General features: G+C 28.9%; 22 protein-coding genes. 6 read left to right on the top strand and 16 right to left on the bottom strand.

All coding sequences use genetic code 11. From position 1 onward, the window contains the following. The first annotated feature begins 118 nt into the window (after nucleotides 1-118). Genes H8R92_RS02995 through H8R92_RS02980 form a run of 4 tightly spaced genes read left to right on the top strand, consistent with a single transcriptional unit; the run spans nucleotide 119 to nucleotide 3195 of the window. The gene (locus tag H8R92_RS02995; protein WP_186834687.1) at nucleotides 119-1072 is read left to right on the top strand and encodes a metal ABC transporter substrate-binding protein; all 954 of its coding nucleotides are present in this window, start codon (nucleotides 119-121) and stop codon (nucleotides 1070-1072) included. After that, a complete protein-coding gene (locus H8R92_RS02990) occupies nucleotides 1069-1857 on the top strand; it encodes a metal ABC transporter ATP-binding protein (RefSeq protein WP_186834686.1) in 789 nt (262 codons plus the stop codon). Before H8R92_RS02995 ends, H8R92_RS02990 begins: the two co-directional genes overlap by 4 nt. A gap of 2 nt (nucleotides 1858-1859) precedes the next feature. After that, nucleotides 1860-2702, top strand: a complete 843-nt coding sequence (locus H8R92_RS02985) for a metal ABC transporter permease (protein ID WP_186834685.1) — start codon at nucleotides 1860-1862, stop codon at nucleotides 2700-2702. Between the two features lie 46 nt (nucleotides 2703-2748). Then, nucleotides 2749-3195, top strand: a complete 447-nt coding sequence (locus H8R92_RS02980) for a Fur family transcriptional regulator (RefSeq protein ID WP_022211642.1) — start codon at nucleotides 2749-2751, stop codon at nucleotides 3193-3195. Nucleotides 3196-3270: 75 nt separating this feature from the next. On the opposite strand, the gene H8R92_RS02975 is transcribed toward H8R92_RS02980, so the two are convergent. The 3 genes from H8R92_RS02975 to pulA all read right to left on the bottom strand — a co-directional run bounded on the left by H8R92_RS02975 (nucleotide 3271) and on the right by pulA (nucleotide 7325). After that, nucleotides 3271-4326: an aldose epimerase family protein gene (locus H8R92_RS02975; protein WP_186834684.1), complete on the bottom strand. Its 1056-nt coding sequence runs from the start codon at nucleotides 4324-4326 to the stop codon at nucleotides 3271-3273. Nucleotides 4327-4449: 123 nt separating this feature from the next. Then, nucleotides 4450-5253 (bottom strand): DUF4037 domain-containing protein, encoded by an 804-nt coding sequence (locus H8R92_RS02970; RefSeq protein WP_022211644.1) that lies wholly within the window; start codon nucleotides 5251-5253, stop codon nucleotides 4450-4452. An 89-nt stretch (nucleotides 5254-5342) separates the two neighbouring features. Then, a complete protein-coding gene (pulA, locus tag H8R92_RS02965; protein ID WP_186834683.1) occupies nucleotides 5343-7325 on the bottom strand; it encodes a type I pullulanase in 1983 nt (660 codons plus the stop codon). Nucleotides 7326-7623: 298 nt separating this feature from the next. On the opposite strand from pulA, the gene H8R92_RS02960 reads away from it, so the two are divergent. Then, nucleotides 7624-8175, top strand: a complete 552-nt coding sequence (locus H8R92_RS02960; RefSeq protein ID WP_186834682.1) for a hypothetical protein — start codon at nucleotides 7624-7626, stop codon at nucleotides 8173-8175. A 79-nt stretch (nucleotides 8176-8254) separates the two neighbouring features. Here the strand turns inward: H8R92_RS02960 and H8R92_RS02955 are convergent, their stop codons facing one another. From H8R92_RS02955 to H8R92_RS02900, 12 genes are all read right to left on the bottom strand, one after another. Continuing rightward, on the bottom strand, nucleotides 8255-8410 hold the full coding sequence (locus tag H8R92_RS02955) for a zinc-ribbon domain-containing protein (RefSeq protein ID WP_186834737.1): 156 nt from the start codon (nucleotides 8408-8410) through the stop codon (nucleotides 8255-8257). 219 nt (nucleotides 8411-8629) lie between these two features. After that, a complete protein-coding gene (locus tag H8R92_RS02950; protein ID WP_022211647.1) occupies nucleotides 8630-8788 on the bottom strand; it encodes a DUF1540 domain-containing protein in 159 nt (52 codons plus the stop codon). A gap of 77 nt (nucleotides 8789-8865) precedes the next feature. Then, complete coding sequence (locus H8R92_RS02945; RefSeq protein ID WP_186834681.1) at nucleotides 8866-9741, bottom strand: radical SAM/SPASM domain-containing protein; 876 nt, start codon at nucleotides 9739-9741, stop codon at nucleotides 8866-8868. Nucleotides 9742-9821: 80 nt separating this feature from the next. Further along, complete coding sequence (locus tag H8R92_RS02940) at nucleotides 9822-10649, bottom strand: energy-coupling factor transporter transmembrane component T family protein (protein WP_022211649.1); 828 nt, start codon at nucleotides 10647-10649, stop codon at nucleotides 9822-9824. Further along, entirely contained in the window at nucleotides 10646-12352 is a 1707-nt protein-coding gene (locus H8R92_RS02935) for an ABC transporter ATP-binding protein (protein ID WP_186834680.1), read from the bottom strand. The genes H8R92_RS02940 and H8R92_RS02935 overlap by 4 nt, the downstream gene beginning before the upstream one ends. A 139-nt stretch (nucleotides 12353-12491) precedes the next feature. Then, nucleotides 12492-13046, bottom strand: coding sequence for an ECF-type riboflavin transporter substrate-binding protein (locus tag H8R92_RS02930; RefSeq protein ID WP_022211651.1), 555 nt, complete (start codon nucleotides 13044-13046; stop codon nucleotides 12492-12494). Between the two features lie 106 nt (nucleotides 13047-13152). Next, nucleotides 13153-14577: a spore germination protein gene (locus H8R92_RS02925; protein ID WP_186834679.1), complete on the bottom strand. Its 1425-nt coding sequence runs from the start codon at nucleotides 14575-14577 to the stop codon at nucleotides 13153-13155. 114 nt (nucleotides 14578-14691) lie between these two features. Continuing rightward, nucleotides 14692-16218, bottom strand: a complete 1527-nt coding sequence (galT, locus tag H8R92_RS02920) for a UDP-glucose--hexose-1-phosphate uridylyltransferase (RefSeq protein WP_186834678.1) — start codon at nucleotides 16216-16218, stop codon at nucleotides 14692-14694. A 35-nt stretch (nucleotides 16219-16253) separates the two neighbouring features. Beyond that, nucleotides 16254-17468, bottom strand: a complete 1215-nt coding sequence (locus tag H8R92_RS02915) for an ROK family transcriptional regulator (RefSeq protein ID WP_243166564.1) — start codon at nucleotides 17466-17468, stop codon at nucleotides 16254-16256. A gap of 185 nt (nucleotides 17469-17653) precedes the next feature. Beyond that, nucleotides 17654-19093, bottom strand: coding sequence for a DEAD/DEAH box helicase (locus H8R92_RS02910; protein ID WP_302699431.1), 1440 nt, complete (start codon nucleotides 19091-19093; stop codon nucleotides 17654-17656). Nucleotides 19094-19194: 101 nt separating this feature from the next. Continuing rightward, nucleotides 19195-20859, bottom strand: a complete 1665-nt coding sequence (locus H8R92_RS02905) for a ribonuclease J (protein WP_022211656.1) — start codon at nucleotides 20857-20859, stop codon at nucleotides 19195-19197. Between the two features lie 168 nt (nucleotides 20860-21027). After that, nucleotides 21028-22362: a CoA-disulfide reductase gene (locus tag H8R92_RS02900; protein ID WP_186834676.1), complete on the bottom strand. Its 1335-nt coding sequence runs from the start codon at nucleotides 22360-22362 to the stop codon at nucleotides 21028-21030. Nucleotides 22363-22517: 155 nt separating this feature from the next. Between H8R92_RS02900 and H8R92_RS02895 the strand changes: the two genes are divergently transcribed. Next, a complete protein-coding gene (locus H8R92_RS02895) occupies nucleotides 22518-23054 on the top strand; it encodes an NUDIX hydrolase (protein WP_022211658.1) in 537 nt (178 codons plus the stop codon). A 152-nt stretch (nucleotides 23055-23206) separates the two neighbouring features. On the opposite strand, the gene H8R92_RS02890 is transcribed toward H8R92_RS02895, so the two are convergent. Then, the gene (locus H8R92_RS02890; protein WP_186834675.1) at nucleotides 23207-24070 is read right to left on the bottom strand and encodes a Cof-type HAD-IIB family hydrolase; all 864 of its coding nucleotides are present in this window, start codon (nucleotides 24068-24070) and stop codon (nucleotides 23207-23209) included. Between the last annotated feature and the right edge of the window lie 60 nt (nucleotides 24071-24130).

The raw sequence follows: 24130 nt of genomic DNA, 5'->3' as shown, positions 1-24130 counted from the left end.
GTAAAATCATTATATTATTTATTATTTTTTACTTTTTTGTTCTAAAATTCCTCTTTTTAGTTTATAATATTATATATGCAAATGCAAACTATTCTTATTTGAATTTAGGAGGATATTAATGAAAACTACATTAACAAAAATTTTAACCATAATTATTCTAGTATCTCTGTTTCTTACAGGCTGCAATAATTCAGCAAAATCTAATAATTCTACAGAATCTAATAATAAATTAACCATTGTTACTTCTTTTTATCCAATGTATATATCTACTTTAAACATAGTTAAAGATATTCCAAATGTAGAAGTTCTAAATATGACAACTTCTCAAACTGGTTGCCTTCATGATTACAGTCTTTCTACAAAAGATTTAAAAACTTTAAGCAATGCCGATATATTAATAATTAATGGTGCAGGAATGGAATCATTTTTAGATGATGTTATAGATGAATATTCTGATTTAAAAATAATTGAAGCCAGTAAAGGAATTGATTTAATTGAAGATACAGAGCATGATGATCACACAGAAGACCATGACCATGAAGATCATGATCACGATGTTAATCCTCACGTTTGGGTAAGTATCTCTAAGAATATTGAAGAAGTTTCTAATATAGCTGAAGAACTTTCTTCTTTAGATCCAAATCATGCTAATGAATATCAAGATAATGCCAATGAATATATTGCAAAACTTGAAAACTTAAAAACTGAAATGCACTCAACTTTAGACAATATAGCTCATAAAGATATTATAACTTTTCATGAAGCCTTTCCTTATTTTGCTGAGGAATTTGGTCTTAATATTGTAGGCGTAATAGAAATCGAACCAGACTCTGAACCATCTGCTAAAGAAGTAGAAAATATTATTTCAATAATTAATGAAAAAAATATTAAAGCTCTATTTACAGAACCTCAATATTCTTCAAAAATTGCTGACACAATTGCTAAAGAAACTGGCGCTTCTATATATACTCTTGATCCAATTGTAACTGGCGATTCCAATGAAAAAGCCTATAACGACTATATTATCAAAATGCAAGAAAATTTAAATACTTTGAAAGAGGCCTTAAAATGATAAATAAAAATAACTTTTCTAACATTAATGAAAGCTGTAAGAACTTTTGCTGTACTAAAATTGAAAACTTTTCTGTAACCCTTGGTAGTAACAAGATTTTAGATAACGTTAATCTCCATATTCATTGTGGAGAATTAACTTCTCTTATTGGTCCAAACGGAGCTGGAAAAAGCACACTTTTAAAAGCATTATTAGGTGAAATTAAACATCAAGGAAGCTTAAAATTTCTTGGTACAAATGATGTGGCATTTCATCAACCTATAATTGGTTATGTACCTCAATATCTTACTTTTGATGCTAATTCACCAATAAGTGTTTTAGATTTATTTACTTCTTGTAAATCTCCTAGACCATCTATCTTTAACCCTAAAAAGAAAATTAGAAATGAAGTCTACGAAAGCCTATGTAAAGTAAAAGCTTCACATTTAATTGACAGAAGACTGGGAGCTTTATCTGGTGGAGAAATGCAGAGGGTTTTGCTTGCTTTAGCTTTAGATCCAATACCTAATATCTTATTACTGGACGAACCTATTTCAGGTGTAGATCAAAATGGAACTGAACTTTTTTATCATATACTGATGGAAATAAAAAAAAATTATGATTTATCTATTATCTTAGTTTCTCACGATCTTGATTTGGTTTATAAGTACTCTGACAGAGTAGCTCTTATTAATGGTACAGTAGTATGTTCAGGCACTCCTGCTCAAGTATTTAATAATCCAGCCACTAAAAAGCTCTTTAGTTTAAATTACAATGATAAATCATCTACATCAGGAGGACTATAACAATGTTTGATTTTATTTATAACTTGATGGATACACTTTTACCATTTCAATGGCTATCATATACTTTTATGAAAAATGCCTTACTGGCAGTATTAATAGTAACTCCACTTTTTGGGTTTCTTAGTACTATGGTTGTTAATAACAAAATGTCCTTCTTTGCTGATTCCTTAGGGCATGGTGCTTTTACTGGAATTGCTCTTGGTATTCTTTTTGGTGGTTTAAATCCAATGTGGGGTGCAACATTATTTTCAATTTGCTTTGCCATAACAATTACTGTAATTAAAAATAAAGGGGCTTCATCCACCGATACTATCATTGGAGTATTTTCATCTACAGCCATTGCTTTAGGATTAGTACTTATGAGTTATTCTAGTAGCCTTAGTAAATTTTCTTCATATCTAGTTGGTGACTTACTTAGCATTACTAGCTCTGAAATAATACTGCTTATCATTGTATTTGTAGCAGTAATTATTTTATGGTATTTTATTTTTAATAAGCTACTTATAACTAGTTTAAATACTTCTCTAGCAAATAGTCGTGGTATCAATACATTATTAATAGAAATCCTATTTACATGTACTATTGCTGTAGTTGTAACACTTACTGTAAGCTGGGTAGGACTTCTTATTATTAACTCCTTATTAGTACTTCCAGGAGCTTCTGCTAGAAATATTGCTAAAAATGTAAGACAATATAATTTATTTTCTATGATTATTGCATTATTTTCAGGTATAACAGGCCTTATATTATCTTATTACTTAAATACAGTTACTGGAGCAACTATAGTTTTAGTTTCTTCTGTGGTATTTTTCATAACTTTAATTTTAAAGAAAAAGTTTATATAATATAAGTAATTAGCAATAATTATATAAAAATTTGGAGGATTTAAGTTTGCAAACAAAAACTGATTTTACTACAGCGCTAAAGAAAAAAGGCTTAAAAGTTACAAAGCATAGAAACTCACTTTTAGAAGTTTTAGAAATTGAAAATCAGCCTTTAACAGCAGAAGATATCTTTTTAAAGCTAAAAGAACAAGGCATATCCATAAATTTATCATCTGTATATAGAATACTTGATACTTTAGCAGATAATAATTTAATAATTAAATATGTACTTGGTGATACTAACAAAACTTTTTATGAAATAAATACATTAAAGCATAAACACCATTTAGTTTGTACATCCTGCAAAAAAATATTTCCTTTAGAAAATTGTCCACTTTCAAAATATGAAAGTGAATTAGAAGATAATTTAGATTTTGAAATAACAGGACATAAGCTAGAAATATATGGCATATGTAAAGAGTGTAGAAAGCATAAAAAAAGCCATTACGATTAACATCGTAATGGCTTTTTTTAATTGATAAGGGATAATAATCCATTTTTTTATTTTCAATTATTATTTATAAATCTACTACTTAGTAGTAAATTTATAAATAGTAGTGTGGTTATATTCTTCACCAGCCTTAAGTATAGTACTTGGAAATTCCGGATTTGCTAATGCATTTGGATAATACTGAGTTTCTAAGCATAAACCAGCTCTTCTTCTATACACAACTCCATTCTTTCCTTTTTGTCCTTCTAAAAAGTTTCCAGTATAAAATTGTACTCCTGGCATTGTACTATAAACATCCATTTTTATACCTGAAGTATCTTCTATCACTTCTGCTACAATATTTAGATTTCCTTCTTCTCCATCTATAATCCAGTTATGATCATATCCATGACCATTGTTTAATTGATCATAATCATCATCTATGTTTTGTCCAACTACTCTAAATTCTGTAAAGTCCATTGGAGTATTTTTTATATTTCTAATTTCTCCCCTAGGAATACTTTCTTCATCAGCTGTAGTTATATAACTACCATATATCTTTAACTTATGATTTAATATGTCTCCTGACTCTTGTCCAGCCAAGTTAAAATATGAGTGATTAGTTAGGTTCACCACTGTATCCTTGTCACTTTTAGCTTTATATTCTATTACAAGCTCATTTTTATTATTTAATCTGTAATTTACTGTAACATTTAAATTTCCTGGGTAATTTTCTTCTTTATCTTTGCTTAAATAAGTTAGCTCAAGATATTCACCTTGTTTATCTTCTTTAATTGTAGAGTTCCAAACCTGTTTATCAAAGCCCTTCTTTCCACCATGAAGATGATTATTTCCATCATTCTTTACTAGGTTGTATTCCTTTCCATCAATTTTTATTACAGCTTCTTGTATTCTGTTAGCACAACGTCCTACTAACGCTCCAAAATATACAGTACTTGTTGTATAATCATCTAAATAATCAAAGCCTAAAACTACATCTCTTTTATCTCCATTTTTATCTGGAATGTCTAATGATAAAATAACTCCACCATAATTCATTATTCTTGCAGTCAATCCGTTTTCATTGCTTAATGAATATATGTATATTTCTTTATTATCAATAATTTTATTAATTTTTTCTACTTTTATACTCAAAGTTTTGCTCCCCCCTTTTATCTCACTTTCACTTTTTAATTATATCACTGCATATTTTTAATGTAAATATTTTCATTAATTATTATACTATTAAATAGATAGGCAGCTTAATACTGCCTATCATTATATATCAATATTTTCTTTTCTCAATACCACCTCTAGATTATCCACAATTATATCTAAATTCTTTAAGATTTTATCATTACCTTCAATAAAGACTTTCTCTAAATTTTCTTTAAAATTTTCTGGCTTTATGTTACATTGATTTTCAATTATATCTATTAACTTTTTTTCTCCAGGATGAGGAATTTCATTGATGGCAAATAATATATCGAAATAGCTTGCTATAAATGCTGATAGCCTATGATTTATACTAACTAAATCATTTCTCCTCAGAGCTTTAGTTATTTGATTATAATATGAAGAAAAGCCTCTTCTTAAAATAGGATAATTTTTTTTCACTATATTATTTTTTAACTTTTCTGGATAGGCTATTTTACATTTATTTTGTAATTCTGTAAATACCCCATCTCTATCATAAACAATAACGGCATTTTTTACGTTATGCCAAAAGCAGGTTGTATATCCTATACATGCAATATTTCTATCTAATATGTTTGAAATTTGATCCTTTATCCAATTTATTTGAAAATATGTTATATCTACTTGTATATCTGAATTTCTTAAAAGAAATTCATCACCATCTCCCCAATAATCATTGCCTACTTCCATATAATCTGAAACTTTCTTAATAATCTGTGTTCTTCTATCATTATCAATTTCTTTTGATACTATAATATCTATATCTATATCCGAATAATTGTCTTTTCTACCGTTAGCTCCTGAACCTGCTAAAGTAATTGCCTTAACTTCCGGAATTCTTTTATACTCATTTACAAGCTGATATACCACCATGTTCATTCCCATAAAACTCACTCCTGCTTTTATTATATTCAAGTTAATAATGAATAGGTATTAAAATCTAACTATTCATCATTAACCTGTTTAATTGGAAATTACTTTATTAAGATGTAGGTACTTCTTGCTGAAACTTTAACCATAGAATCTTCTATTTTATATTGAGCTTTGCTATCAGCTTTTTCATTATCTACAAGCACACTCCACCCACCTTCATTCAAGTAAACTTCCACATCATACTTATTAGAATTAAATATTACAGCTATTTTACTATAACTTTCCTCATAATCTTCTGTATTAATCATATAACCTACTATATGATCTTCATTAAATTCATTACCTTTAGTCATAAAGGATATATTCTTTTGTATCTCTTTATTACTATTCATCCTAAAGGCTTTATATTCCTTTCTTAACTTAATGAGTCCTTTATAATAATTAAACAAATCAATATATCTCTGTTTTCTAAGCCATTTAAGTTCATTTATATAGTCTGAAGAATTATAGCTATTTTCTATAATTTCTCCTTCTAAATTTTCCTTAACTCTTGCAAACTCTTCACCTTCATGCAAAAAACTTATACCTTGAGATGTTAACACTATAGCTGCTGCCAACTTATTCATTTTTAAGATTTCTTCTTCATTTTCATCCTTACAAGACATTCTAAGCTTATCAAACAAAGTATTATTATCATGAGCTGAATCATAAGTAATTGTTTGATATGGCTCATTAGCCCAAAATACTTTTGAGTAAATTACTTTTGATAAATCTATTTCATCATGCTTTGTAGAAGCACATATTGCATATTTTATAGACTCTTCAAAATTATCTCCTCCATTAACAAAGCCCAAAGATTCTTTTAAAAAAACTGAACCTTTTATAGAATCTCTTGCATCATCACTAAAGGCAGCAATTTGTAAATCATCAAATTTTATTATATTATTTTTAACTGCTGATTCATTACTATTTAATGGCGTATTATAACAAGTCCATCCTTCACCATACATAATAATTGATTCATCAACCTTATTTAACTCATTCCTAATTATCCTCATAGTTTCTAAATCATGAAGACCCATTAAATCAAACCTAAAACCATCAATATGATATTCCTTAACCCAATATAAGACAGAATCAATCATATATTTTCTATACATATACCTTTCAGATGCAGTCTCATTGCCACAGCCTGAACCATTGCTATAATTTCCATATTGATCCTGCCTATAATAGTAACCTGGAACAGTGATGTTTAAAGGAGATTCTAGATTATAGGTATGATTATAAACCATATCCATAACTACTCTAATGCCAGCTTGATGAAATTTATATACCATTTCTTTAAATTCACTAATTCTTACTGAACCTTCATATGGATTTGTAGAGTATGACCCTTCTGGAACATTATAATTTTGAGGATCATATCCCCAATTATAATTATCAGGACTATCATACCTTTCATCAATAGATCCGTAATCAAATACTGGCATTAGATGAATATGAGTTACTCCTAATTCTTTTAAATGGTCAAATCCTGTAGTTATGCTTGTATTTTTAATTTTACTATTTTCTAAAACAGCACCTATATACTTGCCTCTTAATGCTGGCAACACTCCTGAAGCTTCATTTTTAGTCAAATCTCTTATATGAGCTTCATATATTATTGAATCAGTTGCAGCTTTTAGTAAAGGTCTTTTATCATTACTCCATCCCGTGGGATTAGTAATTTCCATATCTATTACCATTGATTTTTCACCATTTATGGAAACAGCTTTTGCATATGGATCCACTGATTCATATGTTTTGCCATTATTTCTAACTAAATAATTATAATATTCACCATTTAAATCTTCATCTATTATAACTCTCCATACGCCTCTATCTTCTTTATTCATTTTTATGATAGTCTTATTAGCATCTAGGTTATTATACTCTTTCCCATATAAAATTAACTGAACTTCTTCTGATAATGGTGCCCATAATTTAAATTCGCTACTATTCTTAGAATATATTACCCCTAACTCTCCATCATAATTATACTTTTCATTAAATTCTTTTGATTCAAAATAATTACTTTCCATAATATTTATTCCTCTCATACTCTTTTATCCTAATATGCCTTTAAGTATCGTTTCTATAGTCTACATTTTATTTTTACTTTTTTTACCATTTATTTTTTTATTATATCATACATTATATTTTTTTACTGCTTCATTTGTTAAATTTATAATTTATCTAAAAAAGACAATGTAATTCTTAATATAAAAAATATTTTATTTTTTATATTAAAATTCACTTAAAGTTCACATACTATATCTATAGTGTGGAACAAGAAAATATAATTTTTGTTTTACATCAAGTTTTCAAGGAGGTATTTATATGAAAAAAAAATCTTTATCTTTAATGCTAATTTCTTTATTAGTATCTACCGAAACATTAATTATGCCTACAGCTCAAGCTTTTGCTTCAGTAGATACTGCTGATATCCTACCATGTTCTTGTGATGATGAGCGTCATAAAGATAATTGTGAAAAAGAAAAGAAAAAAACTGAAAAATATAAAAAAGATTGTGAAAAAGAAAAGAAAGAAACTGAAAAAGATTGCAAAGATAATAAAAATTCTGGAGAAAAGGAGCAAAAAAAAGAAGTTTGTCCTGATATGCAATTTTGGACTGAAGATAATATTAAATTATTAAACTCAGATCAAAAGAATAAATTATGTGAAATTCAAGAAAAAATAAAAAAAGGAACTGCCCTTGATGAAAGTGATAAAAAAGCTTTATTTGAATTAAGAGATGCAGTATTTAAATGTAAACTTGGCGATAAAAAATATGAAGAATTTAAAAAACTAATTGAAAAGAAAAAATGTGGCGATAAATTAACAAAAGAAGAAGAAGAAAAATTAAAATGTTATTTTAAAGAGCTAAAATAGATCATAATTACATATTTTTATTTGCAAATAAAAAGGCTGTAATGAATAATCATTATAGCCTTCCTTAATTAAACAATAATTATCTATTATTGTTGTTTGCTTTTCTTGCTCTTCTGCATTCTACGCATCTCTTTGGTTCATTATCAAAACCTTTTTCTTTGTAGAAAGCTTGTTCACCTTCTGTAAATATAAACTCTTTTCCACAATCTTGACATACTAATGTCTTATCCATTATTAATTCCTCCACTTCAAAAGATTAATTAAATAATAATGTCTCTCTAACTCTTGGAGAAATTTATTATCATCAGAATCTTTTTTATTAATTATTACTGTTTAATTATACCATCTTATAAAGCTTTTACAACGTTTTTTCACTAAATTAATCATAATTTTACAATATTTACTTCAGAAGGAATGCTAAACAGCACTCCTTCTTTATTTAATACAAATACTATTACTTAAGTTCAAATGACTGACAATCTGTACATTCCACTTGTTTTGGATTTGCTTCATGTGTTCCTACTTGAATGACATCTAATGTACAGTATTGTTTATTTGTATTATTATACTTACAACTATCTACACTACATTTAATTCCTGGATTAATATTCAAAATACTCACCTCCTAACAAGATTATTATTAGTAGGTACTGCTGAAATTATTCTCCATAAAACTGTATTATTTATCTTCTATTTTGAATATCTTGTTACATATCCACATCTCTTACATAACTCTTCTATAGCCTTTCTATTAGAAAATCCATCATATAATTCTTTTGCTCTCTGAGAGTTAATAATATCTTTTAAGGAGCTCTCAAATATATTTCCTAGAGGGATATTTCCTTCACTATCAAGACAACATGGCACTACAGTTCCATCCACTAAGATACCTATCTGATCTCTTAGCCCATAGCAAAATGCACTTTCACTAATAACTTCTCTATTAATATTAGGCCATTCAAATTTTTCCGCACTATTTACATAAACATTCTTACTTACCTTTATTCCTGGCTTATTACTTAAAGCTTCTTTAATATTTACTTCAGAATTCAAGCCATCTTGCAACATTTTTAATATATCATCATTTAAAGTATTCTTTCCCTTTAAATTTAAAACTCCGTTATCCATATTCCATAACCTTATAGAACATATAATATTTTCTTTTGCTTCATTAATAAAATTTAATACTTCAGATACATATTCCTCTAGTTCTTTAGTTACTTTATTTGCTTCAAAACTATGAAGTGATATATTTACTTGTCTTAATGCCTTGGCATTTATAAGACTATCTTTTTCTTTTTCTAATAAAGTTCCATTGGTAGTTATATTTACTTTTAAACCATTTTCATAACAAATCTCTAAAAATCTTGCTAAATTTTTATTTAGTAGAGGCTCTCCCATTAAGTGAAAATATACATGATCAGTATAAGGCTTTACTTTTTCTATTATTTCTTTAAACTTTTCTTCATCACTAAATTGAAGCTTTCTTCCTGTCTTAGGGCAAAAGTTACAACTTAAATTGCAAACATTAGTTATTTCTATATAAACTTTTTTAAATCTTTTCATTTATTTTCTCCTTTGCATAATTTTCATGTAATATACAATAAGAAAACCCAGCAGAAGCTGAGTTTTCTAATCATTCATCATTAAATAAATGGGTTATAAAATCTACTACCATTTTTAATTGTCATTATTATAGCTACGATAAATATTATGCTTACTAAAAATATAGATATATAGTCACGTTTTTCAAACTTTCTTCCACTATACCAAGTACGGCTTTTACCATTACCAAAAGCTCTTAGTTCCATTGCTGAGCTAATGGTTTCAATTCTTTCTAAACTTGAAAAAACAAGTGGCATTATTATAGCCGCTGAACTCTTTATACGATTAAATAAGCTTTCTTTATTTGACATTTCAATTCCTCTTGCTTGTTGAGCAAATGATATTTCCTGATAATCTCTTTGTACATCTGGAATATATCTTAAAGCTATAGCCACTGAATAAGCTATTTTATAATTTACACCTATCTTATTTAAAGATGCAGCAAATTCACTTGGATTTGTAGCAACTATAAATAATAATGCCATAGGTATTATTGCAAAATATTTTAACGTTATGTTTAATTGATAAAATAACTGCTGCGTAGTTATAGTATACTGACCTGCAATATGGAACAAATCAGTCCTGCTTCCATAAATATACGTTCCCTCTAAAGGTGAAAATAAAAATATAGCAATATTATTAATTAGTAAAAATACTAAAATTAAATAAAATACAAATGATACAGTTTTAAATTCAACCTTTGATATCTTAAATATGGCTACGCTACAAATAACCATCACAACAAGGATTCTTGTGTCATAAGTCACCATCGATGCTAATGCCCAAATAACTAGACATATAAGCTTAGTTGCTCCAGTTAATTTATGTATAGGTGAGTTTATCTCTGAATACTCTAGCATTGCGCTCATATTCCCCTTATCCTCCTATCATAATTTATAAACCTTCTTACAAATTCCCTTGGGTCTTCTATACCACTCTTTACTGCTAATGCATATAATGAAGTTTCTTTTAAATTAGCTTCTTTTATGATATTCTCATTAGTTAAAATATTGGCTGCCGTATCTTCTGCAAGCTTCTTTCCATTGGATAATACAATTGCTCTATTGGTATATTCAAGCATTAAGTGCATATCATGTGTTATCATCACAATAGTAACTCCACTTTTATTTAATTCCCTTAAGAACTCCATAATTTCTGTATAGTGTTTAAAATCTTGCCCTGCTGTAGGCTCATCTAATATTATCACTTCTGGGTTAAGTACTAATATAGAAGCTATAGTAACACGCTTCTTTTGCCCAAAACTTAAAGCAGAAATTGGCCAATTCCTAAATTCATATAATCCACATATCTTTAATGTATTATATACTCTTTCTTTAATTTCATCTTCTGGAATACCTCGCACTTTTAATCCTAAGGCAACTTCATCAAAAATCATGGCTTTTGAAATCATTTGATTAGGGTTTTGCATTACTATACCTATTTTATCTGCTCTTTCTTTTATACTTTGCCCTGCAATATCTTCATTTTTAAATAAAATTCTTCCAGAGGTTGGTTTGTAGAATCCACAAATAAGCTTTGATATAGTTGATTTTCCAGCACCATTTTTTCCAACTATACTAACCATTTCACCTTTCTTTATATCAAAAGATACACCATGTAGTATTTCCTTTTCTTTAGAGTAACCAAAGCTGATGTCCTCTAATCTTAAAATACTCTCATTATCATATGACGTTTCTTCACTGCTTAGTGATTTATACCAATCAGCAAGTTTTTCCTTGAAAACATCAACATTTAGTTTATCTATATGCTCTGGACTACACTGAGGATTTATCTCACAACCAGCATATTTTAATGCAGAAATATATAGAGGTTCTCTAATTCCAGATTCAGTTAGTAAATTGCAACTTAATAATTCTTTTGGTTTTATATCACTAACGATTTCCCCATTATTAACCACAATTATCCTATCAACATTGCAATGTAATACATCTTCTAATCTATGCTCAATTATTATTATAGTTTTTTTATTTTCCTTTTGAATCTTATCTATAAGCTCAATAGCACTTTTTCCTGTAGCTGGATCTAAGCTTGCTAATGGTTCATCAAATAAAAGTATCTCAGCTTCTCCTACCATAGCTCCTGCTAATGTTACTCTTTGTTTTTGTCCTCCAGATAATCTATGTGGAGCACTATTTAAATGAGTATCTATTTCTACTATCTTTGATACCATTTGAACTCTTCTTTTCATTTCTTCTTGCTCTACACAGTCATTTTCTAATTTAAAAGCTATATCTTCTGCCACTGTCAGCCCTATAAATTGACTATCTGGATCTTGAAGAACTGTTCCAACCATATTTGAAATCTTAGATATGCTAAGTTCCTTTGTTTCTTTTCCATTTATCTTTAAACTACCTTTAATTTCACCTTTATAAGAAAATGGTACCAGTCCATTTATACAATTCGATAATGTACTTTTACCAGAACCTGACGGCCCTACAATAAGAACCTTCTCACCTTTATAAATAGTTAAATTTATATTATTTAATGTAGGTTTTGCTTGAGCTCTGTATTGAAAACTAAAATCCTTAAATTCAATTGCTGGTTTTTTCATACAAAATTCCTTCTCCATTTTATTTTATTACCACTAACAAATATACTATATTTTAAGCTATATGTCATTAACTTAATTATGATAAAAGTAAAAAGACAAAGAATTATGTCAGAAAAACATATTTCTTTGCCTTTTATTTCTATTCTTTATGTAAGCTTCCCTTTTTAACTCTCGTCTTTGTATATGTTGCAATAAGTATACTTCCAAGTATTCCAACCATCAATATATTAAATCCAAAAGATACAGCCCCTTGAACAAATACTTTCTTGACAGGCTCTGCATAAATAAGCACATCTAATCCCGGTGCTACTAATAACCATGCAATAGCATTTGCTATTATTTGATATATATTAAATACTATTATTTTGTTTCTTCCAAACTCACCATCTTCAAGATTAAGTCTTTTTTTGGATAATCCTATTACTAATCCAACTATTCCTGAAGCAATAATCCAACTTATCCAAGGTGAACCATAAAGAATTAAATCCTTTAATAAATGTCCAACAAGTCCAATTGATAATCCAGCAACTGGTCCATAAATTACAGCCATTAATGCTAAGAATGCATATACTGTTTCAACATTGGTATTTGGTATAAATGTTGGAATAGAACCAAAACGGCTTAAAATTATAAATACCGCTGCTCCTATACCTATAGCTACGATAGTATTTATAGATAATTTACTTTCACTCACAATCTTTACCCCCTTCTAATAATCATATACATCTTAGAATATATTATTAATGCCCATTCGTCAAGATTATATGTCATTCAACAAAATTCTATATTATTTAACAAAATTATTTATTATCTACTTCCTTCTTCCATCTAAAGATAAGCTTTAATAATTTTGCTCTATCAAAAGGTATTAATGGATAAAGATATGAATCACCTGTAATTGTCTTAGTTGTAGCTATTATTATTGTATTTATTATTATTCCTGCAATAAAACCTAATGTACCAAAAATTCCTGTTAATAAAAGAAGTATTAACCTAGTAAATTTAAATGCATAACTTAACTCCACACTTGGTTGAACAAAGCTAGTAAGTGCTACTATTGCCATATAAAGAATAGTTTGTGGTGTGAACCATCCAGTCTGGACAGCATAATCTCCTAATATAAGTCCACCAATTATCGATAATGAAGTACCTAATGAATCTGGTGTATTAAGCGATGCCAATTTCAATCCATCAATAGCAAATTCACCAATAATAAATTGAAAAAATATAGGTATATTATATGAGTCCTTTGGTAATAGAAAACTAAAAAAACCTCCTGCAAAATTCATTAGCCAGCTTGGATTATCTGTTAATAATACATATACAGGCGTTAAAAATAAATTTGCAATAAGCACCACTATTCTAATGAGCTTTAAGTAATTACCAGTAAGTACAGGAAGATAGTAATCATCTACTGATTGTAAAAAGCTAAATACTGTAGTTGGTAAAATCAATATGGATGGGGTATTATCTATTATTATGATTATACTTCCTTCTACTAGCTGTGCTGCTGCAACATCTGGCCTTTCAGTATACCTTATCTTTGGGAATGGTGTAACCCAACTTTTACTATTTATTGATTCAACAAAGCTTTGATCACCTAAAGTCAGTGACTTAATATTTAGGTTTTCAATCATATCATTTATCTTTTTTAATTCGTCTGGCTTAATCTTGTCAGAAATATATCCCACAGCTACATCTGTCTTTGATATACTACCAATACTATGCATTTCAAAAACTAAATGAGGATCTCTTATCCTTCTTCTAATTAATGCTGTATTAAATACAATTGTTTCTACAAATCCATCATGTGCCCCTCTTAATACCTTTTCCTTATTTGGTTCATCAATACCTCTTGCAGGATATGTTCTAAAATCTAGAACTATAGCCTCTTTCCATGGTCCAAGCATTATGGTCTGACCGCTTAATACTGCTTTAACAAGGCTATCTACATCATCATCAGTACTTGCTTCTATGGAGCTCAAAGCCTTTTCAATTAATTCATTGGCACTTTTTATACTGTTGAAATGTTCTTTTTTTAAATTATACATATCTCTTCGTACGTATTCTAAATTAGTGTCCTTTATAAAACCATCTAAATAATATAAATAAAATTTGGTATTATGAACATCTACTATCCTTGCTAGCATATCAAATGTATTTCCTACATTTAGATTTTTCTCAATGATTTCTATATTTTTCTTTAAATCATCAGTTAACTTCATCTTACGCATACCCCCTAAATCTTTAGTATTATCTTTAGTATGCTTATTTTTAAACTAAATTATCCATTTTCAATTACCACTGAAAAAAAGTGCAGCTTTTTGCTGCACTTATCATTAATATATACTTTCAGTTATAAACTTTTCAAGTCCCCTTTGTCCTTTTTCAGTTCTCTTAAATACACCTGCATCTTCAAGAACTCTACTAAATATTTGTCCAACACTCTCTTTCACTATTCTTCTAGCTTCTTCTAACGAGACATTTCTATTTTGCTCTATAAGCTCTTCTATCCATGGAACGTGCTTATCTAATGCTGGGTTATTTAATGCTTCTTCTTTATTATATTTAGTGTTGTCACATAATAAATCTGCTATTAATTCTAATTCATTTTGTAATCTTCCTGGCAATACTGCTAATCCCATAACCTCAATTAACCCAATATTTTCTTTCTTAATATGATGAAGTTCCCCATGAGGATGGAATATTCCATCTGGATATTCTTCAGTAGTTCTATTATTTCTTAAGACTATATCCATTTCATAAGCATCACCATTTCTCCTAGCAATAGGCGTAACTGTATTGTGAGGAACATCTCCTGAATATGCTAAAATATCATTTTCTTCATCAGAATATCCCTTCCAACTATTGTATATCTCCATTGCAGCATTTATTACTCTATCCTTATTATTAGAACTTAATCTCACTACCGTCATTGGCCATTTTACAGTTCCAATCTCAACATCTTCAAATTTATGATTTGTATAAGTCTTTTCAATAGCTGCCATTTCCATTGGGAACTTATGTCTTCCACCTTGATAATGATCATGAGTAAGTATTGAGCCACCTACTATTGGAAGATCTGCATTAGATCCTATAAAATAATGTGGGAATTTATCAATAAACTCAACAAGCCTAGTTAAGGAATCTTTTGTAAGCTTCATTGGTTCATGTTTTCCACTAAAAACTATACAATGTTCATTATAATAAACATATGGTGAATATTGCATATACCATTGTTTATTTTGAAGCTCTAAAGGTATTACTCTATGATTTTGTCTAGCTGGATGATTTAAACGTCCTTGATACCCTACATTTTCTACACAAAGAAGGCATTTAGGATATGTAGCTGCTTTCATCAGCTTAGCCTTAGCTATCTCCTTTGGATCTTTTTCTGGCTTAGATAAATTTACAGTTATCTCTAAATCACCATATTCTGTTGGTGCAAGCCACCATAAGTTTTTATTTACTCTTTCAGTCATTATATAATTTGATGATTTACTTAAATCATAATACCAATCTGTTGCTTTTTCTATACTATTCTTTTCCGCCTTTTCATAGAACTTCTTAACAACTTGTCCTTCTGTAGGCATAACTAATCCCATTATTTTAGCATCTAATAAATCTCTATAAGTTGTTGTATTTTCTTCAATTATTCCTTTTTCATAAGCATAATCTAAAATATTTTCTAATATTTCTACAGGAGTTTCACGAGCATCATCCTTTACTTCTCCCTGAAAAGGTTCTTCAACGTTTAAAACAGCCATTAATGAATTTCTTACAGGAATTATATCCCATACTGTTATCATTTTCTTCCTAACTGCAAATTTAATTAATCTTTCAATTTCATATGCCACATTCACCATTTTTGTTCCTCCATGTTCTAAATACCATATATTATTTAATTAAAAACTATTTTTTCACCTTCAAACAATTCTTTAATAACTAAAGTTACAGCACCTATGGTTGCTGCATCTTCTCCCAATGAAGATTTTGTAATCCTCACAGTTTCAGCCGAAAGCTTTAATGCTCTTTTGCTTACTTCCTCTTCAATAATCTCTATTGCATGAGAATTATCTTTAAATATTTCACCAACCATTATTATATATTCTGGGTTTAATATGTTAATCAAATTAGAAATTACCATTCCTATATACATAGCTGCTTCAGCAATTGCATTCACTGCCAAAGAATCCTTTTCTTTGGCTGCATCACATATATCCTTAATTGTTATCCTTTCAATACTACCTTTTTTTAATAAGATACTTTGAAAATCATTTTTTAATAACTCTACTACTTTTTCTACTATACTATTATTAGAAGAAATTGTTTCTAAACAACCATAATTTCCACAATTACATCTTCTTCCATCATTTCTTACGGAAATATGTCCAATTTCACCAGCACTAAAATTAACTCCATAATAAGGTTTATTATCTATAATTATTCCTGCTCCAATACCATTGGAAACATTAATCACTATGAAATTTTCCTTGCTTTTTGCTATGCCAAACCAACTTTCTCCTAAAGCCATGGCCCTCACATCATTATCAAGGAAAATAGGATACTCTATTTTTTCTGATAACTCCTTTTTTATATCTATATTTCTCCAACCATAGTAAGGAGAATATTCTGATATACCTGTATAAGAATTTACTATACCATGCATAGCAATCCCCACACCTATAATCTTTTCTTTATGGATACCACTTTCATCTATTATCTCATTTACTAAATTTACTATTATTGATAATACATTATCTTTATTTCTATCTTGATTTTCTAAATCCACTGATTTTTTAATTAGTATCTCAGCTATAATATTACTTATTACTACTTCTATTTTTCCAACTCCAATGCTAACACCTATTATATAGCGAGCATTTGGATCTAATTCTAAGATTATAGGTGGCCTTCCTCCACTTGATTCACCAATCCTACTTTGAACTAGATATCCTCTTTCCATTAGCTCTTTCGTAATATTGGTTATGGTGGCGGGAGTCAGTCCTGTAATCTTTGCAATATCTGCCCTTGATAAAGCTCCATTACCCATTACAGCTTTTAAAACAACGGAAATATTTAATTGTTTCATTAATTCAAAGCTACCCTTTATCAATATCTCCACCTCATAAACCTTTGTTAATTATTTTAATAAAGTATATAAAAAAATATTCATGAAATTGTTTACTTACTTAAATTCTATACTTATTCCAATAAACTGTCAATAAATTTTTCATATAACCTAAAAATAAAGAAGCTGAAAATTTTTAGCTTCTTTATTTTTCTCTAACTAATTCATAATTATTTCTTGGCTCTTTCTACCCTAAGCTTCTTTCCTTTTATGGTCATATCCTTTAAAGCATTTAGAACTTTATTACCTTTGCCGTTTAATATATCCACATAGGAAGCAATATCTTGTACATCAATAATTCCTATATCTTCTGAATTAACACCATCAATTCTCGAAATAGCTCCAACTATGTCTCCTGCTCTTATTTTCTTTTTCTTACCACCATTTAAATATATCTTAGTGATTGCTTTTTCTACTTCTTTAGTCTTATTTTTTTTAGCCTTAGGATTTGTTTTTAGCTTGTTGGCACTTGCTTCTTTTTCTCTTATTTCATTATTTGATATTGGCTCAATCTCATTAATTTCAAAGCCTATGTACTCTTGGATTTGCCCTAAAAGTCTACCTTCATACTGATTTACTAAACTTATGGCCTTTCCTTTAGATCCTGCTCTTCCTGTTCTCCCTATTCTATGTACATATGCTTCTTTTTCCACTGGAAGATCATAATTAATTACATGAGTAAGACCTTCAACATCGATTCCTCTTGCTGCAATATCTGTAGCCACAAGTATTCTGAAGAATCCTTTTTTAAATCTTTCCATGGTAGCCATTCTATCCTTTTGCATCATTCCACCATGTATCTTATCAACTGAATATCCTTTTCTCTTAAGATTTTCTGCTACTTTATCTACATTTTCCTTTGTTTTACAAAACACAACTACCCCTTCTGGTATTTCTTTTATCAATACCTTACGCAGTTCATTTAATTTATCTTCTTCATTTATTTTATATAACTCATGGGTAATTTTATCAGTTATCAGCTTTTGAGCCTTAATTTCAATATTTTCAGGATTATTCATATAACTATTACTTAAATCTAGAATTTCCTCTGGCATTGTTGCTGAAAATAACATTGTCTGTCTTTTATCATTAAGTTTTGAAACAATAGATTTTACCTGATCAACAAAGCCCATATTTAGCATTTCATCTGCTTCATCTATTACTAAGATGTTTATACCTGTTATGTCAAATGTCCCTCTTTCAATATGGTCAATCACCCTACCTGGAGTACCTACCACTATATGAGTTCTTTGCTTTAACTCTCTTATCTGCTCTGAAAAAGGCTGTTTACCAAATATAGCTGCCACTCTTATTCTTTTTAATCTACCTAAGCTCTGAATTTCTTCTTTAACTTGTATGGCAAGTTCTCTTGTAGGCGTTAATACCAAGGCTTGCGGCTTAGTATTATCCCATATTACCTTTTCACATACTGGTATGGCAAAAGCTGCTGTCTTTCCACTACCTGTTTGTGATTTCACCACTATATCCTTACCCTCTAATGCTTCAGGAATAACTCTTTTCTGCACATCAGAAGGATTCTTATACCCCATAGCATCTATAGATTTCTTAATTTCTTCACTTATTTTATATTTTTCAAATCCATTTTCCACTATCTTTACCTCTTCATTAAATATATTTTCATCTATCTAGTATAACCTAAAAATAAAAGAAGTGAGATATCTTTCTTAAATATTTCACTCCTTATCATTGATTATACTTCCATTATTATAGGTATAATGGTAGGTCTTCTTTTAGTTCTATCATAAATATAATTTTCTACAGTTCTCTTTACATTGCCCTTTAATACATACCATTCAATTATTTCCTTATCTAAACACTTTGTTAACTCTTCTGTTGCTAATGATTTTACAACTTTTATCAGCTCTTCTGATTCCTTAACATATACAAATCCTCTAGTAACAATATCAGGTCCTGAAACAATACTTAACGTCTCTTTTTCTATGGTAACTACTATTATAACCATACCATCTTGTGCTAGATTTCTCCTATCTTTAAGTACTATATTGCCAACATCACCTACTCCTAGTCCATCTACATATACTGCCCCTGCTCTTACCTTACCATCTTTTTTACAACTATCTTTAGTTAATTCTAAAACTTGACCTGTTTCTAAAATAAAGACATTCTTTCTAGGCATTCCCATATCTACAGCCAAATCTCCATGATGCTTTAAATGCCTATATTCACCATGTACTGGCATAAAGTATTTAGGTTTCACTATGGTATGAATCATCTTTAATTCTTCTTTATAAGCATGACCAGACACATGTACTTCCTCTAGATCATCATAAATAACTTCTGCTCCTCTTCTAAATAATTCATTGATAACTTTAGATATCAATTTATCGTTTCCTGGTATGGGGGATGCAGAAATAATAAATGTATCTTTGGGCTCTATGCTAATTTTTCTATGGCTTGAAAAAGCTATTCTTGCCAGTGCTGCCATAGGCTCTCCTTGGCTTCCTGTGGTTATTATTGTTATTTGTTCATTGGAGTATTTAGATATATCATCCAAATTTATTATATCTGTATCTGGTATATGTAAGTATCCTAACTCTCTTGCTACATTTGATATATTTTCCATACTTCTACCACTAAAAGATACCTTTCTCTTATACTTAAGAGATAAATGTATTATTTGCTGCATTCTATGAATATTAGATGCAAATGTAGCAACTATAATTCTTCCTTTACTATTGGCAAAAAGAGTATTTAAAGTCTTTTCTATTGATTTTTCTGATGGCGAATATCCAGGAATTTCAACATTTGTGCTATCTGCCATCAATAACAAAACCCCTTCATTACCTAAATTAGAAATTCTCTGGAGATCTATTACCTTACCATCAATAGGAGTATAATCAATTTTAAAATCTCCTGTATGTAGAATTGTACCTACTTCTGTATATATTGCTAATGCACATGAATCAGCAATACTATGAGTAACTCTAATAAATTCTATCTTTATCTTATCAAAGGCTACCATATCTCCTGCTTCAACATTTATAAGAGTGCTTTCATTTAAAATATTATGCTCTTCTAATTTTGATTTTACTAAACCTAATGTGAGTTTTGTCCCGTATACTGGAACATTTAACTGTTTAAGTATATATGGCAGAGCTCCTATATGATCCTCATGTCCATGGGTTAAAAAGAATCCTTTAACTTTTTTTCTATTATTGACTAAATAAGTTATATCTGGAATTATTAAATCCACTCCATACATATCTTCATCTGGAAAAGCTATTCCGCAATCTATTACTATTATTTCATCTTCATATTCTATGGCTGTGATATTTTTCCCTATTTCACCTAATCCACCAAGTGGAATTATTCTAATTGTACCTTCTTTCATCATATAATCACCTTTCGAACTAATATAACTAAACATTCTTACTTTATATTTATTATTTGTTTTTATTAATTATTTAATTCTTTATATTTAATTTTATGAATATTCAATGAAAGAAAACAACTGTACATATAACAGATACTAAAATAATTAATTAATACTAACTACTACTTTTTATTTACTTACATTACCTGCTACGTTTAATACATCCCATGTTCTTGAGAATGGAGGTGCATAACTTAAGTCAAGCATTCCTAATTGTGCAGTTGTCATCTTAGCAAATATACATGTAGCTATTACATTACATCTTTGAACTGCATCTTTGTATCCTGCAACTTGCCCTCCATAAATAACTTTTGTATGAGCATCATAAATTAGTTTAACATATATCTTTGTTTGTCCTGGATAATAGCTAGTATGATTCATATCAGTAATAAACTTAGTCTTATAATCAAATCCTAAAGCTTTAACTTCTTTTTCAGAAAGTCCTGTTCTAGCTGCTTCCATATCCATAACCTTTATACAGCTTGATGCAAGAGAACCTTGGAATTCATTATTGGCACCAGCTAAGTTTTCTCCAACAATTCTTCCAAGTTTATTAGCACCAGTTGCCAATGGCACATACACAGGCTTATTAGTTATTACACTATTGATTGTTGCACAATCTCCAGCTGCATATACATCTTCTATTGAAGTTCTTCCATACTTATCAACAACTATTGCACCATTTTTAAGCATTTCTAATTTTTCATTTTTCACAAAAGCAGTATTTGGCCTAAATCCTGTAGCCACAATAACTATATCTGTTTCAAACTCTCTTTTATTAGTCTTAATATTAGTTACTTTACCAGCTGTAGTTATTTCCATAACAGTTTCATCTAATAATAAATTAACATCATGCTTTCTGATTTCTTCTTCTAATAAATTAGTTATTTCTTCATCGAAAACCTCTGCTAAAATTCTATCTTGTAGTTGAACAACTGTTACTTCTTTTCCTCTCTTTTTAGCTGCTTCTACGGCTTCAACACCAATAAATCCTGCACCTATTACTGTAACTCTTTTTAAGTTTTCATTTTCCATTAATGCTCTTAATTTATTACCATCATCCATTGATTTAAGTGTTAAAACATTTTCTGAATCTATTCCTTTAATAGGTGGAATTATACTTGAAGCACCACTAGCAATCATCAGCTTATCATAGCTCTCTTCAATAATCATATTTTGAATTAAATCTTTTACTCTTAATTTTTTATTATCAAAATCTACTTCTAAAACCTCATGATTAGTAAATAAGTTTATTCCTGTTTTTCTAAATTCTTCAGCAGTTCTTGCTATCATTTCATTAGAGTCATCAAAAAATCCACCTGCATAATATGGCAGTCCACAAGCTCCAAATGAAACTATATCTCCTTTTTCATATACTATTACCTCATCATTAGGTGACATTCTTTTTAATTTTGCAGCAGCACTCATTCCAGCCGCAATTCCACCAATAATTATAACTTTCATATGCACCATCCTTCGTTTTTATATTTATGATTTATTTTATATCTATTTCCCCAAATATAGCAACATATTTTACATTTACTTTTGGAGTATTTTCTATATCCTTATTTTTTCTAACATGATATAATCTTTATATAATTTTATGGAGGTCTTTTTACATGAATCTTTATGAAAAAACGTTAAGTGAAGAAATAGTCTATACAGGTGATTATCTAACATTTACTAAGGTAAAAGTTCAACTGCCTGATGGCAATGAAGCTAACAGAGATATTATTAAACACCCTGGTGCTTGTGGAATAATTCCTTTTGTAGATGAAAATCACATAATCTTAATAAGACAATTTAGAAAATCTATTGATAAGGTCATTTATGAAATTCCTGCTGGAAAATTATCTTCTGATGAATCTCCTGAAAATTGTGCTTATAGAGAGCTAGAAGAAGAAACAGGTTATCAAGCTTCTTCATTATTTCATCTTGGAACTGTTGCTATTGTTCCTGGATATTGTGATGAATTACTCTATATTTATAAAGCAACAAATCTTTCTCTATCAAAAAAACATGAAGATTTTGATGAGTTTACAGAAGTAGAAATTTTTACTCTTGAAGAAGTTAAGAATATGATTAAAAGCGGTGAAATAATTGATGCTAAAACAATAACGGCTTTAGCATACACTATGATAATGGATAATTATTAAAAGCTTGTAAAAGCTTTATAATCATCCATTTTTTAATTATCCATTGCCTTTTCTGTTAAGTTAAAGTTTTTCTACCTTTGGCTCATCATCTATATTCTATATGGTTTATCCATGTCTTACTAATATATATCCTTATAAATGTCTCATAAAAATTACTGCATATTTAATACTTTTTCTATAGCCTTGCCAACCCCATCATTATTATTTGTCTCTGTTACATATGTAGCTATTTTCTTTATCTCATCTATTGCATTTTTCATTGCATATGAATTTTTAAATTCAGTAAACATTGAATAATCATTAAAGCTATCTCCTAAGACCATAACCTCATCTTTTTCAATGCCCTTCATCTCTGCTACTTTTGCTAATATTAATCCCTTTTGTGCTTGTATATCATTTACTTCTATATCATATTCTGAAGTTGAAGCAACTGCTAAACCACCTATTTCATTTATTTTCTTCTTCAAATTTCTTATAATATATTTATCTTTATGAGAAGTTATTATCTTATAAAATACAATTTCTGAACTTATCATTTTATCAATATCTTCTATATGAAACTCTATCATTTTTTCTCTTATCTCAGTTAATAATTTGATTATATTATCTTTTGTCATTTCTTTATTAAATTCTTTAATTCTATTTACAGCATTATCAAAATCTTCCTTTGAATATTTTGTAGTAAAAATACCTTCACTAGTATATATATCAACTATACTGCTTTCCTTTAATATTTCTTCTATAACTGCTTTTACTTTACTTTTTTCAATTCCTATAGATTCTATAACTTCTCCATTACAATCTCTATATTCAGCCCCATTCATAACTATAGCTTCGCATTTCAACTCATACTTATCTAAAAATGGTTTAACCATAGAATAATCTCTACCTGTAGCTATAGCAAATTCTATTCCTGATTCTTGTGCTCTTCTTATAGCACTTAAATTTCCTGATGATATTTGGTGACTACTATTAATTAATGTTCCATCCATATCAGATGCAATAAGCTTTATCATAAACTGCTCTCCTTTATCTTTACGAAATATTTATTATTAACTTCTTTTTTTTATATATTA

It is taken from the genome of Clostridium lentum, assembly GCF_014287815.1.
Lineage (GTDB): Bacteria > Bacillota > Clostridia > Clostridiales > Clostridiaceae > Clostridium > Clostridium lentum.
This window is presented reverse-complemented; position numbering and strand designations above follow the sequence as displayed.

What these genes read in the sequence shown, in the direction of transcription:
- H8R92_RS02940 (WP_022211649.1), bottom strand. Translation starts at nt 10,649, where the DNA reads ATGAGCGCAATGCTAGAGTATTCAGAGATAAACTCACCTATACATAAA.
- pulA (WP_186834683.1), bottom strand. Translation starts at nt 7,325, where the DNA reads ATGGAAAGTAATTATTTTGAATCAAAAGAATTTAATGAAAAGTATAAT.
- H8R92_RS02960 (WP_186834682.1), top strand. Translation starts at nt 7,624, where the DNA reads ATGAAAAAAAAATCTTTATCTTTAATGCTAATTTCTTTATTAGTATCT.
- H8R92_RS02900 (WP_186834676.1), bottom strand. Translation starts at nt 22,362, where the DNA reads ATGAAAGTTATAATTATTGGTGGAATTGCGGCTGGAATGAGTGCTGCT.
- H8R92_RS02905 (WP_022211656.1), bottom strand. Translation starts at nt 20,859, where the DNA reads ATGATGAAAGAAGGTACAATTAGAATAATTCCACTTGGTGGATTAGGT.
- galT (WP_186834678.1), bottom strand. Translation starts at nt 16,218, where the DNA reads ATGGTGAATGTGGCATATGAAATTGAAAGATTAATTAAATTTGCAGTT.
- H8R92_RS02995 (WP_186834687.1), top strand. Translation starts at nt 119, where the DNA reads ATGAAAACTACATTAACAAAAATTTTAACCATAATTATTCTAGTATCT.
- H8R92_RS02895 (WP_022211658.1), top strand. Translation starts at nt 22,518, where the DNA reads ATGAATCTTTATGAAAAAACGTTAAGTGAAGAAATAGTCTATACAGGT.
- H8R92_RS02970 (WP_022211644.1), bottom strand. Translation starts at nt 5,253, where the DNA reads ATGGGAATGAACATGGTGGTATATCAGCTTGTAAATGAGTATAAAAGA.
- H8R92_RS02925 (WP_186834679.1), bottom strand. Translation starts at nt 14,577, where the DNA reads ATGAAGTTAACTGATGATTTAAAGAAAAATATAGAAATCATTGAGAAA.
- H8R92_RS02990 (WP_186834686.1), top strand. Translation starts at nt 1,069, where the DNA reads ATGATAAATAAAAATAACTTTTCTAACATTAATGAAAGCTGTAAGAAC.
- H8R92_RS02890 (WP_186834675.1), bottom strand. Translation starts at nt 24,070, where the DNA reads ATGATAAAGCTTATTGCATCTGATATGGATGGAACATTAATTAATAGT.
- H8R92_RS02935 (WP_186834680.1), bottom strand. Translation starts at nt 12,352, where the DNA reads ATGAAAAAACCAGCAATTGAATTTAAGGATTTTAGTTTTCAATACAGA.
- H8R92_RS02945 (WP_186834681.1), bottom strand. Translation starts at nt 9,741, where the DNA reads ATGAAAAGATTTAAAAAAGTTTATATAGAAATAACTAATGTTTGCAAT.
- H8R92_RS02985 (WP_186834685.1), top strand. Translation starts at nt 1,860, where the DNA reads ATGTTTGATTTTATTTATAACTTGATGGATACACTTTTACCATTTCAA.